This window comes from Burkholderia torrens (assembly GCF_984668525.1).
This window is the reverse complement of record NZ_OZ480211.1, coordinates 2,119,398-2,133,543: the sequence shown is the minus strand read 5'-3', so window position 1 is coordinate 2,133,543 and position 14,146 is coordinate 2,119,398. Positions and strand designations below refer to the sequence as shown.

Annotated in this window: 14 protein-coding genes and 4 pseudogenes; 10 read left to right on the top strand and 8 right to left on the bottom strand. The window is 57.1% G+C overall.

From position 1 onward, the window contains the following. Positions 1-25: 25 nt before the first annotated feature. Positions 26-2,098, top strand: coding sequence for a Na/Pi cotransporter family protein (locus AC5LXX_RS09820; RefSeq protein WP_493409357.1), 2,073 nt, complete (start codon positions 26-28; stop codon positions 2,096-2,098). 152 nt (positions 2,099-2,250) lie between these two features. Then, positions 2,251-2,583 (top strand): annotated as a pseudogene (locus AC5LXX_RS09815) (hypothetical protein); the annotation flags it as partial. Positions 2,584-2,848: 265 nt separating this feature from the next. On the opposite strand, the gene AC5LXX_RS09810 reads toward AC5LXX_RS09815, so the two are convergent. Beyond that, positions 2,849-3,562: a hypothetical protein gene (locus AC5LXX_RS09810; protein WP_493409356.1), complete on the bottom strand. Its 714-nt coding sequence runs from the start codon at positions 3,560-3,562 to the stop codon at positions 2,849-2,851. Positions 3,563-3,895: 333 nt separating this feature from the next. Here AC5LXX_RS09810 and AC5LXX_RS09805 point away from each other — a divergent pair, with 333 nt between their 5' ends. The 5 genes and pseudogenes from AC5LXX_RS09805 to AC5LXX_RS09785 form a co-directional block, all read left to right on the top strand. Beyond that, positions 3,896-4,516, top strand: a complete 621-nt coding sequence (locus AC5LXX_RS09805) for a phage baseplate assembly protein V (RefSeq protein ID WP_493411114.1) — start codon at positions 3,896-3,898, stop codon at positions 4,514-4,516. A gap of 30 nt (positions 4,517-4,546) precedes the next feature. Then, on the top strand, positions 4,547-5,872 hold the full coding sequence (locus AC5LXX_RS09800; RefSeq protein ID WP_493409355.1) for a hypothetical protein: 1,326 nt from the start codon (positions 4,547-4,549) through the stop codon (positions 5,870-5,872). Positions 5,873-5,935: 63 nt separating this feature from the next. Next, a complete protein-coding gene (locus AC5LXX_RS09795; protein WP_493409354.1) occupies positions 5,936-6,136 on the top strand; it encodes a hypothetical protein in 201 nt (66 codons plus the stop codon). After that, a pseudogene (locus tag AC5LXX_RS09790) lies at positions 6,136-6,294 on the top strand (GPW/gp25 family protein); the annotation flags it as partial. The gene AC5LXX_RS09795 and the pseudogene AC5LXX_RS09790, both read left to right, overlap by 1 nt. Next, positions 6,280-6,657 (top strand): annotated as a pseudogene (locus AC5LXX_RS09785) (baseplate assembly protein); the annotation flags it as partial. The pseudogenes AC5LXX_RS09790 and AC5LXX_RS09785, both read left to right, overlap by 15 nt. Before the next feature lie 59 nt (positions 6,658-6,716). On the opposite strand, the gene AC5LXX_RS09780 reads toward AC5LXX_RS09785, so the two are convergent. The 6 genes from AC5LXX_RS09780 to AC5LXX_RS09755 form a co-directional block, all read right to left on the bottom strand. Continuing rightward, positions 6,717-7,451, bottom strand: coding sequence for an immunity 52 family protein (locus AC5LXX_RS09780; protein ID WP_493409353.1), 735 nt, complete (start codon positions 7,449-7,451; stop codon positions 6,717-6,719). Between the two features lie 5 nt (positions 7,452-7,456). Next, positions 7,457-7,825, bottom strand: coding sequence for a Tox-REase-5 domain-containing protein (locus AC5LXX_RS09775; protein WP_493409352.1), 369 nt, complete (start codon positions 7,823-7,825; stop codon positions 7,457-7,459). Positions 7,826-7,931: 106 nt separating this feature from the next. After that, positions 7,932-8,399 (bottom strand): hypothetical protein, encoded by a 468-nt coding sequence (locus AC5LXX_RS09770; RefSeq protein ID WP_493409351.1) that lies wholly within the window; start codon positions 8,397-8,399, stop codon positions 7,932-7,934. Further along, positions 8,392-8,895 (bottom strand): DUF4123 domain-containing protein, encoded by a 504-nt coding sequence (locus tag AC5LXX_RS09765; RefSeq protein ID WP_493409350.1) that lies wholly within the window; start codon positions 8,893-8,895, stop codon positions 8,392-8,394. Before AC5LXX_RS09765 ends, AC5LXX_RS09770 begins: the two co-directional genes overlap by 8 nt. Positions 8,896-8,898: 3 nt before the next feature. Continuing rightward, positions 8,899-9,312 (bottom strand): PAAR domain-containing protein, encoded by a 414-nt coding sequence (locus AC5LXX_RS09760; protein ID WP_493409349.1) that lies wholly within the window; start codon positions 9,310-9,312, stop codon positions 8,899-8,901. A 90-nt stretch (positions 9,313-9,402) separates the two neighbouring features. Then, positions 9,403-9,990 (bottom strand): hypothetical protein, encoded by a 588-nt coding sequence (locus AC5LXX_RS09755; RefSeq protein ID WP_493409348.1) that lies wholly within the window; start codon positions 9,988-9,990, stop codon positions 9,403-9,405. 122 nt (positions 9,991-10,112) lie between these two features. Here AC5LXX_RS09755 and AC5LXX_RS09750 point away from each other — a divergent pair. The 3 genes and pseudogenes from AC5LXX_RS09750 (at position 10,113) to AC5LXX_RS09740 (ending at position 12,867) form a co-directional block, all read left to right on the top strand. Beyond that, positions 10,113-10,769, top strand: a pseudogene (locus AC5LXX_RS09750) (SOS response-associated peptidase family protein). A gap of 87 nt (positions 10,770-10,856) precedes the next feature. Then, on the top strand, positions 10,857-12,494 hold the full coding sequence (locus tag AC5LXX_RS09745) for a YecA family protein (RefSeq protein WP_493409347.1): 1,638 nt from the start codon (positions 10,857-10,859) through the stop codon (positions 12,492-12,494). A gap of 43 nt (positions 12,495-12,537) precedes the next feature. Then, the gene (locus tag AC5LXX_RS09740; RefSeq protein WP_493409346.1) at positions 12,538-12,867 is read left to right on the top strand and encodes a hypothetical protein; all 330 of its coding nucleotides are present in this window, start codon (positions 12,538-12,540) and stop codon (positions 12,865-12,867) included. Positions 12,868-12,995: 128 nt separating this feature from the next. Here AC5LXX_RS09740 and AC5LXX_RS09735 read toward each other — a convergent pair whose 3' ends face one another. Beyond that, positions 12,996-14,033, bottom strand: a complete 1,038-nt coding sequence (locus AC5LXX_RS09735; protein ID WP_493409345.1) for a hypothetical protein — start codon at positions 14,031-14,033, stop codon at positions 12,996-12,998. Positions 14,034-14,146: the final 113 nt, after the last annotated feature.

Below are 14,146 nucleotides of genomic sequence, written 5' to 3'. Positions count from 1 at the left end.
CGGTCGGCGTCGGGGAGCAAGAACTATGACATTCACGTTTACGCTGATTGATCTCGCGGGCTCAATTGCGCTGGTCCTACTGGGCACGCAAATGGCCCAGACCGGCGTGCAGCGTGCATTCGGCGCCGAACTTCGGGCACTTCTGGGGCGGATGCTTCACGGGCGATTTCCTGCCTTCTTCGGCGGCCTCGGCGTCACGGCGGTGCTGCAAGGCAGTGCGACAACGGCAGTCATGACGCGGGAGTTTGCAACGGAAGGGCGCGTCGGGCTGGTTTCCTCGCTGGCCGTCATGCTTGGCGCGAACGTGGGTGCGACGTTGATCGTGCAGGCGCTTTCGTTCGCAGTCGAGACCGTATCGCCCGCACTCGTCCTCGTTGGGGTGCTGATGTTCCGCAAGGCATCCAACACGCGCGCGCACGACTTGGGGCGCATGTTCATCGGTCTGGGCCTGTTGCTGCTCGCATTGCATCACCTGCAGGAACTGATGACGGACTACGAGGATGCGCCGAGCCTTCGGATGTTGCTGGGAGCTGCCTCGACGGAACCGCTGGTCGATTTCCTGCTGGCGGCCGGCCTGACTTGGGCCGCCGATTCGAACGTGGCAGCCGTTCTCCTGATCGTGTCACTCTGCGGGCAGAACGTGGTTCCACCCGATACAGCTTTCGCATTGGTATTGGGTGCGAATCTGGGCGCTGCCATTCACCCGGTGCTGGACGGAACCGTCACGCACGATCCGGTGTCCAGGCGCGTGCCGGTTGGCAATCTGCTCATCATGTCGGTCGGTGTCGTGCTTGTTCTTGCAGCTCTCACGCCGATCGGCTGCGTCATGGTCAGAATCGAGCCGGACAACGGGCGGGTGGTGGCCGATTTTTATACCCTGTTCAATCTGTCACTGGCCTGCCTGTTCCTGCCGCTGCTTGTGCCATACGCAGACCTGTTGAGCCGGCTGCTTCCGTCGCCTGTGAATGTTTCAGACACGCCTCGACCCCAGCATGTCGATCCGCTCACGCGACAGGCACCTGAGGCAACACCCGGCCAGGGTGCCCGCGACGTGCTTCCCGTCGCCGGTACGCAATACGGGAGGCTCTCACGATCTTGTCCTGCATCGGGCGGACGCGACGAAATGCTGGTTACGAAAGTCCGGACCCACGATGACATTCTGGATAACGTCAGGGTCGTGCCCAGGACACCGGCGACATGTCCCGACGTCGATCAACTTGCCGGATACGATGAACGGCGCCGGCATGAAAGCGGTGGCCGGTTACGCGAGGACACGCAGAAGGGTAGCGAGATCAGGGCGTGCGCCGATCATACGCTTCAGCATGCGAGTGCCGATGGCAACGTGCGGACGTATTACCCGGCGAAGTCGCTGTGGCTCACTCTGCAGGACATTCAGGTCATCAGGCGACTGGAGCCAGCCGGCGGGACAACGCATTCGACGCTATCGACCTATGTCCAGGGGACTGCGAGTCTGGACGACTGCTGTCTGTCGATCATCGGGGAAGGGCAGAACGACACGCGCACGGTACACATCACCTTCGCGGCTCGCGAGATCGGCGAGACTGAACGGCAAGGCCTTCGCAACTTGCAGGACGCACTGGGCATCGCCCATTCGGACGATCCGCTCGGCACGGCAAGGCTCGGCTACAACGAGTCCGATGATGAGATGCTGGAACCGGCTCAGTGGTGGGCATTGTGCGACGTGCCGGCGAGCAGCTTGCAGGCACTTGCCGACGGCGTCGAGGCGGGACAGGTCACTGCCGTCAAGGCCGGGCTGTGCCTGCGGGACGTCTACACGTCGATTCCGTCCGGTGCTGCACTGACGAGTGGATTCCGCGCGTTCCTCAAGCCCGGCGAGGATGGCAGCACATTTGAGACGCCGGCAACCGCCAGCGGATATGTCGTGTATCTCGCCATTGATCTCCCGAAGGTCAGCCTGCCGGGAGATGGCCGGCCAGCGCAGATGTCGCTGCGCACGGACGACAGGAATCCCGTCGTGGCGCTGGCGGAGCGGCTCGACAAGGTGTTCTCCGGCTTGAAGTGGCTCGCTGCGCTGGTCGCGATCCTGGTTGTCGTGCTTCTGATCAAAGGGCGGTGACCACCCGACGGCCAGGCCTGCAGTTCGCAACCCGATCAATTGGGCTGACAACTCCAGGCGACGGCCTTTGCGGCAATTCGGTATTTGCACCGCCAGAGCTTGGAGCCGGACGGATTCACCAACAGATGCAGCCCATTGTCGCCGGTAAGTTTGGTAGGCTTTGTGTATCGGAGGAGCGTATCCCGTTTTTCCATGGGCGTAACGGTTCGCTGGTATTTCGGGAATACGAACCATGCGACGACTGCGGCGGGATGGGACGGATCGTTGCGTCGCCGGTTTCGGATGCGAAGGGCCGGCACATTTGCCCCGACTGTTCAGGTTCCGGCAAGCGACAGGTCGACGACTCTGGCCGGGCGCACGCGCTCGGCGTATCGCTCGACGAGTATCGTAAGAACTGGTCGTGGCGTTTTCACGACATGCTCGCGCTGTTGGATGCGGGAGATGGATCGGTGTACGACACATTGCGTCGACAATTGCGAGGATGAAACGTATTCCATTTCAAGAGCGGATTGCGTAAACTTTGCACATCCTTTACCGCGTCACTGGATAAATGAGCGACCACATACTCGTGTCGCAACCTTCGCCCGACAGGCGTACTGAATCGCGGGAGCGCCGCGACCAACAACGATAACTGTCTGTCGGGACCTGTTGGGAGGGCGTTCACCCGTACGAAATGAATATCGAAGCCCTGAGTGCGAAAGCAGTCAGGGTTTTTGTGTTTTCTAGCCTTAGAAGTTCAGCCGGCGCAAGCTACGAATTCGTCTTTTTCTTTCCGGCAGTTCCAGACGCGGGTTTCGGCGCGTCCGCTCCAGACGCCGGCGCAGTCGTATCCGCACCAGATGCTGGCTTAGGAGTATCGGTTGTATTAGTCCCAGTACCAGAGTCTCCGGCTTGAGGTTTTCCTGAACCAAGAAGTTGTGCCGCGACAGTGGCTGCGGCGACTTGACCTGTCGGCATGGACGCAGCTTTGTCGACTATGTGTGTGAACGCCGAAAGCACCTGGCCCGACGACAACTGTTGATTCGACGTGAACATACAAAGATTAAACAGTGCGATGCTCAGGAAAGTGCCGCGTACGTCTTGGCTGGCCAGCAGAATCGCGGCTTCAGCACGTTGGCTGGAAGCACCGGCATCGATGTTCGTCACTTTGCTGCCTAGCGCATCAGCCTTGAGCTGTGCATCAGCGGCGGCAGACGCAACGCGATACACGTCGGCTGCTTGGATGCAAGCTGCGCCAGATTGAGATATATACGCCGCGTTGGTGTTGGGGTTCCAGATAAGGAGATCGCCTGCCTTGCTTTGTTTGTCTCCGTTCGGACCTGCGCTATTCAATACATAGCTGTATTGGGGTTTGTCCGGTCCGTAACGAAGTCCCCAAACTGAAACCGGCTGAGCGCAAGAAGCGAGGAGCAGTGAGCTGATACAGCAAAGCGTCACACGTACTGCGGCACGTGATGCTGGCATGGTCGACCCCGATAGTTGTTGTTATTGCTGTTGAATTGTTCGTAGCGCGCATTGAGTTGTAGCGCATCAGTATTTCGAATTCAAGGCGAACGGCACCTCGGGATTTCCACGGGACCCTGAGTGGACTCTTGGACGCGGGGGCTCGCACCCGCGTTTTTTCTCTGCTGTCGAATCTCCATAGGGGGCATATTCATGCCGACCCAACAACAGATCGCCGACCATCTCGACATGGATCAGTCGGCCGTTTTACGGTTTGTCGACAAGGTCCAGCTCGACTATCGCGAGGCGACGCTCGACGCGATCCGCATCGCGTATATCCGGCAACTGCGGGAGATGGCTGCGGGCCGCGCGAGCGGCACCGGCATCGATCTGGTCCGTGTCGGCGATTGGGTGAGCGACTGGCTCAAATTGCAGGCTGGTGCCGCCGGTAAGGTCCGACATTGGCGTCCGCCGTCCGTCGACGAGGAGGTCGCCCTGTGGGCACCGTCCGGCGACCTCACGAGTGCGTTCGTCGCGCCGGGTTACTACACGGAGCAGCACGGCGGGGCCGGTCGGGTGAATCCTGACGAGACCGCGACCGACTTTCCAGACGGTGCGTTCGAGCAGTACAACCATGCAAGCCATGAATACGTGCTGTCGGTACCGGCGGGCCGCCGGATCGTGTTCCGTATCGGCGGGACCGAGTTCGAGCTGAAGGCGGACGGTACGACGCTGCGTAGCGCAAAGCTGCTGGCGGACGTTCAGGATTCGATGTTCACGGGCAACACGACGACCGAGCAATGGCTGGCGTTTAACGGCGGCATGCAGGGCGAGCCGGGCGAGGGCGGCGGTGTCGCGATGAATATCTTGGGTGGTGCTGAATATACCGAAGACGTTGTAGCGGCAGGTAAGTCGGTTAGTAAGCACCGCCATCGTGAGCGAGGAGACGGCGAGCTGGTTGGCATGCCTGTTTAACGTCGCGATCCTGTGACTTTTGCGAGGGCGATGAAACACAACAAGCTCTTAGAATTGACCCTATACAACAATGCTACTTTGGGGAAAGGAGTCAACTCGATGAATTCCGCTGGGTCAAATCAAAATGGTACCGGAGGGCAGCTGGCCGCGGGGAATCAGCCAACTGACGCGGGGTGGGAAGATTTCAAGAGGTTCTACAAGAACTACGTCGCTGCGATTGCGGTTGTCAAAGATACGCTAGACGTCCTTTGGAAGCTCGCTCCAATCGGTTTGATCATGCCTGCTGTTTTGATATGGTCGTATCTGAAGAAAATTGGATGGCAGCAGTTATTTCAGGAGTCGGTGGTGTCGGTTCCGGGGTTGATCGTCATGATCGTGTCAGCATGTTTGCTGACATTCGTGCTGGCGGTTCAATTTTGTGTGCCATCAATAATTTCAGTCGGTGCTGCTGGCGTCTATGACGAGCAGAGTAAGGTGGCGAAGGCTGCAGGAGTACCCAGTATTCGAGGTCCGATCGCGTGCTTATTCATTTTTTCTCCGGTTGTGTGGCTGGGAACAGCCGGGGCTCTGGCTCTGATTGCGGATTTTTCTGGTGGCTGGGCGTTTCTGACAAGCATTGGTGTGATGGTTTTGTTTGAGGTTGCAGTAATTTATCGATGGAGAAAATCGCTTTCGGATTCGAGTAAATCTGGCTTTATCAGTGCCATGGCGCATTGGCTCAAGCTTGTGGTGGCGCCAACATGCGCCGCGTTGCCAGTGTCACTATCTTTGTTGATCTGTCTAGGTGTTTTCTCGTCGTTAAAAATGTCGGACTGGGCAGCTTTTGGGGTATTTGTTGCATGTGTTTTTTTTAGTGTTATAGGTGTGCTTCCGGGAATGGTCTATTTGCTCGAAAAAATTTCGGACAAGAAGCCATTCGATATTTTTAAAACGACGACTGTCGCTGGTGTAATGGTGTTTTATGTGCTGTGGATTGTGGCGCTGACGCTCGGTCCAGTTACATCTACGATCCTACGATCAATTGGCGCTATTGACGAGAATCGATACGTCTTTCAGGTTCTCAAGCCGGACCTTGTAACCGGAATGCAGGGGGCCGGGTTTACGGTCCATATGGTCGCTCAATCACCATATAGCAAGGATTTGCCTGCCTACTTTGTGGACAGCTATGTGCGTTTCAATTTCGCCAGTGTCCTGTTGCTTTGCCGAGACCCGCTCGCCTTTAACAAGGCTGACGGCGGCTCCATGACTGACAAGGACGTGCAGAGCAAAAATTTGATCTGGCGTGCAGGTGGATACTTTTGCGTGAAAGCGCGCGCTGATGAGGTTCGGTTGTTGCAAAGCCTTCACAAACCTTGATCACAAGTTTGCTTACTACTAGGACTCCGCATAACGCGGGGTTTTTTATTTTCCGGAGGTTGTATGCGGAAAGACGCACAGCCAGGCGGGGTGGCGGCGCCCGTGACGTTCATCGATACGGAGTTCCGCAGCCGCGTGATCGTGTTTCCGGACGGCTCGCACGTTGCCGTGCTGGCCGGCAAGACCGAGGTGACGGAGCCGGAACATGTCACGTATCTCGAATCGCGCGAGTGCTTCAAGCGCATTCCGACCAAAGCGCGGTGATGGTCGCGCTGGTCGGTATGTGTCGCCGCACGGGGCGACTGATCGGCGGACTCGATCATCTGGTGCAGAGCATCGCGGACGTTCTCAGCACACGCAAGGGAACCCGCCGCGAGCGCCCCGATTACGGCTTGGATCTCCCGGCAATGGTTGACCTACCTCAGCGCAAGCTGAAGCACTTCAAGAGCATCTATCCGGACTGGACTGCGGCACTCGAATCCGATCCGGTCGTCAAGCTGCTGGAGCTGGCCGCGTACGAGGACGTCCGGTTTCGGGCGCGCGTGAACGATGCTGGTCGTGCTGTGTTGCTGGCCTACGCGACGGGCGCTCATCTCGAATATCTCGCTGCGCTTTGGAACCTGAAGAAAGAGATCGTTGACCCCGGTGATCCGGAGGAGCATTCGCCGATTCCAGTCACATACGAGCGGGACGAGCGGCTGCGGTTGCGTACGCAGATGGGGATCGAGCGCGCATCGACGGCCGGGCCGTCTGGCTCGTATCGATCGCTCGCAATGGATGCGTCGCGGATGTGGGGCTGTTCTAACGGACGGTGCCGGCGCGGATTCTCGCGCCGGCACCGTGCTTACAGGTCAGCGAATGCGGGCAGAAGGTCTTGGTCGACGAGACGAATCTCGATACGGTTAGCAACTTCGACGTGTTCGGAGTTGTCCACTGAAAAAACGGCATCTGGGACGCTCACAATGATCGTCCCGGTCTGCTTCCGGCCGGCTTCAGGAACTGGAATCAACTCGCGTGCTTCCGGAATTTGCTGAGTCGTGAGTATCTTCGGGAGATACAGCATCCAGCCAACGCCCGGCTTGTCATCAAACACCTGTCGGGGAAAATACTCTCGTGGTGCAACAGAGACATACATCGGGTCATAAACCGAAACCATCGAGGCCACTATCTTAGCCACACCCTCATAGCTGCGCTCGTCCGCGGAGACTGCGCTCTGTGCCGGTAGCCCGATTTCTATCTCGCTGGGCCGCCTTTTCGCATCGATGGCTAATTTCAGCCTCGCGCTGTCGGCGGCGTCCATCTGACCATTCCAGAAGCCAAATACTTTAGGAAGGTCCATCTTTTTTTCATACCGTTGCGCCAAGACTGCCAAAACGGCTGTCGAAGGTATGCCGGGCGCTTCAAACATGGGATAGAGACGGGCTTCTTCCTCGGTATCAGCCTTCAGCCACCACTGCCCTAAACGTTCGTCCTCGCGCGACATGGCCTCAACCACCGGCCATAGACGGACAAGATGAGCCGCAAAATCGCCAAGCTGGGCGAAGTCGGCAGGGCTACGAAATTGCGTAACTATTTCCATGTTTGTCACGGCACCCATTCTGATTGGATGTGAAGACGGGCAAGCGGCGCTCTCATGTAGTTCCAAGTCCGCTCCGTCTGAAAATACCATTTCAACCTCGCAGGAGGATGATCATCTACAACCGCGGCCTGACCGCCAGCCTGTTCCTCCATGTCATCAAAGGCCTTGGTGTACGGTACATTGTCCTTGTTCAAGAACTGATCGTACTTTGCCTTCGCTTCTATCAACAAACAGCTTTCCGGTCGAAAGCCGTCGAAGTCACGCTGCCAGACCCACTCCATGCTCCAGGCCTCTTCAACGCTATAGGGGAACCCCGTAATTCGCCCTTGATACTCTCGGGAGTTGTCACTCATGCTCCAGTTGCGGCGCTGCATGCTTCCCGCTTCTGGTGGGCACTTCTTGCAGCTCTCTCCTGTACGCGGTATCGCACGGACGGTAGGCTCCGCTTTACTTGCGTCTTTCGACGTGTCTCCCGGCAGACTAGCCGTCCCGGCCACTGCGGCCCCGCCCAATAAGGCGGTTCCAGCGCGAGCCAAGACTGGTCCAAGTTCCACTATCGCCGCTTCGATCGCCGGCACCACCAATCCCCCCATGCTTAGCCTCTCCCTTGTCGTCCTGATGTTCGATGCGCCATTTCATGACGCGTAGGTAATCTTGGAAACGTTCGTCGGCCGAGCGTCCGGGCCGAGTCAGCCACGCGCGCGTCGCAGGTCTCTCGTAAAACTTCGGAGCGTATGCCTCAATACGAAGAAACGCGGCGACATTCTCGTCGGACTGAATGCCGAGCCGTCGAGCGGCGATGTACGCGCTCCACAGGCGCGTCGATAGCGTGCCGTCTTCGGCCAGCTTCGGGTCCGCTTTGACGAGATCCTGCCGAGCGTGTTCGACATATCCGCGCGCGTCGATCTCGGCAAGGCCGGCGACCTGTTCGCTTGTCAGCTCAAGCATGCGGGTGTACTCCCCTGAGTTTTCCATTTACTTCGACGAGCCAGTCGAATGTCGGCACGAAGAACTGCATGCGCTGCGTGAATTCCATCAGCGACGCCATGTCGACCATGATGCGGGCATCGTAGAAGCGGAGCAGGGCTGTGCTTCCATCGGGCAAGCGTACGTCGAGGCGGCTGCGCAGCTCATCAGCGAGTGATTCGATCGGATATGCACTGATCAGCCAAGACACGCCGGTGGAGCTGCTGGCCAGTGTGGAGAGAATTCGTCGGACATTGCCAGCCGCCGCCTCGTACGCAAAAAGCCACGGCCCAGCGTCGGCGAGCGACGCGTCCTGCGTGCCATCGAATACAGCTATGGCCGATCGCGATCGTTGGGGCGATGAACCGCCGGCCGCGTCAGCGTATAGAAGGCCGTCGACAAGGGCGTACAGATGCACCTGCATGGCCAATTGCTGTTGACGCTTGAAGAAGAAAGCCTCGATCGAGTGTTCGGTCATGGGCTATCCGCGCGCGATCATCGTCGCGACGTTCTCGGCCGCAGCTTTCAGGCATTCGAGACAGAGCGTGGGCGAGGGGGCGAGTGCTGCGGCAGTCGCAGCGATCGCGGTACTTGCGCCGCCAGTCGCCGCTGTGCCAGATCCGACATCGTCGAACGTCGCTGACGACTGCGATGCGATCAGCGTCGCTCCACACGCGGTTTTCATGCCCTCGACGGCGGTTTCTCGTCCGTCGAACGTGTGCGAGTATTGCCGCCCCGTCGGCAGGATCGGAAAGACGCCTTTGCATTGCGGGCAAAGCACCTTGTGTCCGACGCCAGCAATGGGCTTTCCATCAATGGTCGCGGTCGCGCTGCCCTCCAGCACGCGGCCGCCATGCGTCGTCGTATCGCCGACGCAAATCATGGCTCGGGCCATATGTTCTCTCGTAGGTGTGGTTTTCGTATGAATTTACCATTTCCGGGAGAACCGCCGATTGTTCGCTAACTCGCGGTTAGTCAACAATCGTCAATCGAAACGAGCGCTGTCGATCATGCGGCGCAGTTGGTCAAGCGCGAATGAGTCGGGATAGCCGCTCTTCTTCAATTCCAGCTCCGCCGCGCGGACCGACCTTTCCATGAGTCGCAACGCTCGACGAACGTGCACGATTTCCAGCACGAAGCGCTGTTCGAGCGTCAGCGCACGCCCTTTCTTGAAGTCGGCCGTGCTCCACGCGCCGCGCAATTCCTCCCATGTCAGGCGTTGGAACTCGGGCAGCTTCGTTGCCTTGTCTGAGCCGGGATCTGGTTCGTCCGGGGTGTCATGGAGCCGGCATTTCATGGCTTCGCGTGCGCGCCACTCGTCGGAAAACGGAGCGATGTGTGCGCGCGGGTTCCCCATCCTGCCTGCCCGCGTGATCTCCTTGTCGATCTTGAGCGACAAGCGGCGCGGCGGTGCCGCGTACTTCAGTTCGTCGGCCTGTTCGAGGTACGCGATCATGTGCGTAGCATCGCCGGTAAGGGTGCCCATTTCGCGCAGCGTGAGTCGCAGGTGTAGCACTTCGAGAATCAGCCGGTGGACGTCGGCATACGTGCACGTGCGCCACCATTGCGACATTGCGTCGAACTGTGGCGGATCGAATGGGGGGCAGGATCATGATACACGAAGAGAACTGTATGGATATACAGTTTATCGCGGGGTAAGATGGTGCCGTCAAGTCTCAAAATTGGGGGCGGGCAGTGTGTACAAATTACAAAGCGCCAGACGAAGATCCGGGCATCAACGAACTGAGGATCGGGATCGGCGATCTGTATCGCCGCGATCCGTGGGAGCCGGATGTGTATCCGGACTATGCCGCGCCGATCGCATGGTCGGACGGTGATGGTCTTGGCGTCGTCAAGGCCGTGTTCGGTTTCTGGCCGAAGTTCATGCAGCCTGAGCGCATCGACGACAACGGGAAGAAGCGGAGAAAGCTCGACACGGTCAATGCCCGTTCGGAAACGGTCGGTGAGTCCCGGCTTTACGGTAAGGCGTGGCGAGATGGTCAGCGCTGATTGATCGCGGTCCGATGGATATACGAGCCGTGTTACGAAACGGGCCGGAACGTCTGGCAGCGGATCGGGCTAACGGATTGGCAGCCGTATTGCGTTGCCGGCATCTGGCGGCGCTATGAAGATGCAGAAGGCCGTACGATTGTCGGCATGACCATGATGACCGTCAACGCGGACGGCCATGCCGTGATGGGGCGGATGCATAAGCCGGGCGACGAGAAGCGATCGGTGGTCATAATGCGCACGGCAGACTATGACGAGTGGCTGCATACAACGAACATTGAAGCAGCGCGCGCAATGTTGCAGTTGCTCCCTGCAGACGACATGCGTGCAGAGCCAAAGTAACGTGAACAGGCACTCAAATGCTGTCAAACGCAGAAAACCCGTGATTGGCGGACTGCACTCAACCAGTGCGTTGGAGATAGCGGCGTCATGACAAGGAACGGCAGGAAGATCGGCAGGAACGAGCGCTGCCCATGCGGCAGCGGCAAAAAATACAAGCGTTGCCATGGTCAAGTGCAGCCGGCGATGAACGCTCCCACGATTGAACAGGTGATGCAGCGAGGTCGCCTGATGCTCGATCGTTTCAAGGCTCAAGAAAAGCAGCGTGAACAGCAGCAGGGCTTTGGTCGACCGATCGTTTCAATTGTCTACAACGGAAAAAGGTTCGTGGCAGTGGGCAGGAAGCTGATGTACTCCGATAAGTGGAAAACCGTTCACGACTTTCTCGGCCATTACCTGCCCGATGTATTGAGGCAAGAGTGGGGCAACGCTGAGCTGGCTAAGCCACTTGAAGAGCGTCACCCAATTGCACAGTGGTATCACTACGTTTGCCTACTGCAGCAAGCGACTATCAAAGAAGCCGGAAAAGTTCATAGTGCGCCAATGACTGGTGCGGCGGAAGCGTGGTTTCAACTTGCATACGATCTCTATTCTCTTGAGCACAATGCTGAGCTGCAGCAGAAGCTACTCAACAGAATTAAGCACCCGGACATGTTTCAAGGCGCCAGATATGAGACGTTTGTGGCGGCCACGATGATTCGCGCTGGATTTGACATTGAATTTGAGGACGAGGACGACAGGGAATCGTCCCATGTGGAGTTTACTGCGACGTGTCGAAAATCAGGGAGAAAGTACTCAGTCGAGGCCAAGAGACGCAATGTCGAGGCGGGAGCCGGCTCGTTCAGGTTGGGCAGGCTACTGCAACGTGCATTACGGAAGACAGCGAAGCATCCGCGGATTGTATTTATCGGTATCGACTTCATAGACGATCAACAGGAAGCGAATCGGGGCGACATGCCAAAGTTGCTTGCGAAAGCCCTTTCCGATCTGCGCGGATTCGAGGGGCGCAGCTGCAACGGGCAGCCACTTCCCCCCGCTTATATATTCGTGACCAATCGACCGCATGATCTTGACCTTGAGGGCACCAATATCCAGTCCGCTCTACTTGCAGAGGGTTTCCAGATCCCTGATTTCAAGATGGATACGATGTACCCGGGATTAAGAGCGGCCCATCAAGGCCGCAAAGCTCATGCCGATATGCATCAATTGCTCGACTCGATTCGCGAGCACTCTTCAATCCCGGTTACCTTTGACGGAAGTGCTCCCGAACTCGCGTTTGCTGACCATCGGCCGGCTCGTCTCGCAATAGGGGATACGTACTTGGTCCCCGACTCGAAGGGCGTCGCGAGACCCGGGAGGCTTACGTCGGCGACGGTTGATGAAGCACAATCAATCGTATATGGGGCCTACCAGCTCGATACTGGAGAGTCGGTCATATGTACGGCCCCTCTGTCGCCAGAGGAACTGGCTGCTTATCGACGACATCCTGATACATTTTTCGGAGTCGAGATTAAAGCTTCGCGCGGTGGTATCAAGACGCCTCTCGAATTGTTCTACTTTTTATTGGACGGCTTCAAAGACATCCCGAAGGAGCGTCTCCTTGAAGTCATGGCGGAGCATCCAGATATCGAAAAACTGAAGGAGTTTTCGAGAGAGGATCTTGTGGAGATTTACGCTGAAGGATGCGCGAATGCGGTGTTGCAGCAGCAAGAGGCGAAACTGGCGTAGCAAGCGGCTATTTTTGGTGGTTAACTCACAGGAAGGCGAAAGCATGCGACGCTATTCGCGGGTTCGTGAAAAGCTGACAAACTCTCTTTATCGACTCGCCACATGGGAAGGCGACGTTCGGGACCGACTTCGCGGCGCGCATTGGGTTTTAAGGCAGCTTTCCATTGAGGAATTGCCGCCTGAACTTCGCGATAGCTGGCAAAGCATCATGCACCGCCTGACCCGGTACGGCCCAGAAGTGTTGCAAGATGGAGAAGTGTTTCGGGACGCTGTGACTCACACGATGTCACGAATTCGGAACAGCACGGGGCGTGCCATCGCAACCGATATCTATCGCCTGTACAGCACGTTCATCAGCACATACGGGGCATGACGAAGACGCTGACGAGCGCGCGCTAGAGCGCGTCCTTAGGCGGGAAGGGGCGTTGGCCCCTCGCAGATCGATCAGGTATGGCTCTCATCTAGCACGACTGTCGGGCATATTCTGTGGGGTATGAGGCGTCAATTCGACGGTTGCTGTTCCTCAGCATCCTCGTCACCTAGTCCGAAATCGGTGTAGTCGTCTTGTACCTTGCCGAATATTGCCAAGCCCAACAGTCCCATCACACTTGGAATTTTCTTTCCACCTCGATATCGAAATATTCGACGGCGAATTGATTTTTTCCATTGCCTCTCAATCACAGATTTAAAGAAAATGCTGTGCCGAGGAAGGTGTCCATCCGTCACCAAGTTTAGATCAACCTTGAATTCGCTTGGTCCGAGAAAGGAGCCGTTTGCGAAAGCAATACGTGGCAAAAATGCAGTTAAATCGTCATCGAGCCCGTCGAACAAGTTGGTATCAAGCATGCCGACTTCTGGGAGAACCACCGCCACCGAGCGTGCCCCAACCAATTGATGCCGCGACGATGCTGCCTGGATAATGCGTGAACACATCCGTGAGGTGTTGAACGCATCGGCGCCTCCCGTGATCGCGTTTGCTATCCACTGTCGTTCCTCAAGCCGTACAACCGTGTCCATGCCGCCAATTACGACTTCTGGCCGATCTGCCATCAACAGAAAGAACTTGAAGTCCCCGACATCATAGTCCCATTGGAGTTCTTGTTCGAAGCTCCAAGGTGGAGTTGTTCTAAATGCTGACAGAACCGCAATAAACGGGATTGGCACATTATCGTGTCTTCCGCATATATGAATCTCGAGAAGTGGCTTTCCATTTGGGCCGGCTAAGGATTTTCCTTTAAGCCGTTGGCTTAAATCGGTTGCCAGTTTTTTTACCAGCGGACCAAAATCCAATGCTCCTCGCGATGCTTCCGCGACAGAGTCTGAGATCAAATCATATAGACGAATGGTCTGACCACCGGTTCGCCACTGCGCTACACCTGTGTAAGTTATATCACCAATAAGGTTGCCGGAGCGGAAAATAATGTGCTTGTTAAAATTTTCATCGATGGGCAGGAATTTCGATCCTGATTTGGTGCAAATCCTTGTGTCCGAGGTCGCTAGCGCAAACCCTTTTCCGGCTACTGTTATCAGTAATGTCATATTTTACTTTTTGTCAATATCACTAGAAGGCCGATCGGCCCTTCGTGTCTGCCCAGTTTATCGGACAGTGCGTTCGCCTGTTCTTCCAGGAAGTGAGCGAAACATACTGCTGC

Bases quoted from the DNA above. Each gene is read 5' to 3' on its own strand.
- AC5LXX_RS09820 (WP_493409357.1), top strand. From the start codon at position 26: ATGACATTCACGTTTACGCTGATTGATCTCGCGGGCTCAATTGCGCTG.
- AC5LXX_RS09810 (WP_493409356.1), bottom strand. From the start codon at position 3,562: ATGCCAGCATCACGTGCCGCAGTACGTGTGACGCTTTGCTGTATCAGC.
- AC5LXX_RS09805 (WP_493411114.1), top strand. From the start codon at position 3,896: ATGGCTGCGGGCCGCGCGAGCGGCACCGGCATCGATCTGGTCCGTGTC.
- AC5LXX_RS09800 (WP_493409355.1), top strand. From the start codon at position 4,547: ATGAAACACAACAAGCTCTTAGAATTGACCCTATACAACAATGCTACT.
- AC5LXX_RS09795 (WP_493409354.1), top strand. From the start codon at position 5,936: ATGCGGAAAGACGCACAGCCAGGCGGGGTGGCGGCGCCCGTGACGTTC.
- AC5LXX_RS09780 (WP_493409353.1), bottom strand. From the start codon at position 7,451: ATGGAAATAGTTACGCAATTTCGTAGCCCTGCCGACTTCGCCCAGCTT.
- AC5LXX_RS09775 (WP_493409352.1), bottom strand. From the start codon at position 7,825: ATGCAGCGCCGCAACTGGAGCATGAGTGACAACTCCCGAGAGTATCAA.
- AC5LXX_RS09770 (WP_493409351.1), bottom strand. From the start codon at position 8,399: ATGCTTGAGCTGACAAGCGAACAGGTCGCCGGCCTTGCCGAGATCGAC.
- AC5LXX_RS09765 (WP_493409350.1), bottom strand. From the start codon at position 8,895: ATGACCGAACACTCGATCGAGGCTTTCTTCTTCAAGCGTCAACAGCAA.
- AC5LXX_RS09760 (WP_493409349.1), bottom strand. From the start codon at position 9,312: ATGGCCCGAGCCATGATTTGCGTCGGCGATACGACGACGCATGGCGGC.
- AC5LXX_RS09755 (WP_493409348.1), bottom strand. From the start codon at position 9,990: ATGTCGCAATGGTGGCGCACGTGCACGTATGCCGACGTCCACCGGCTG.
- AC5LXX_RS09745 (WP_493409347.1), top strand. From the start codon at position 10,857: ATGACAAGGAACGGCAGGAAGATCGGCAGGAACGAGCGCTGCCCATGC.
- AC5LXX_RS09740 (WP_493409346.1), top strand. From the start codon at position 12,538: ATGCGACGCTATTCGCGGGTTCGTGAAAAGCTGACAAACTCTCTTTAT.
- AC5LXX_RS09735 (WP_493409345.1), bottom strand. From the start codon at position 14,033: ATGACATTACTGATAACAGTAGCCGGAAAAGGGTTTGCGCTAGCGACC.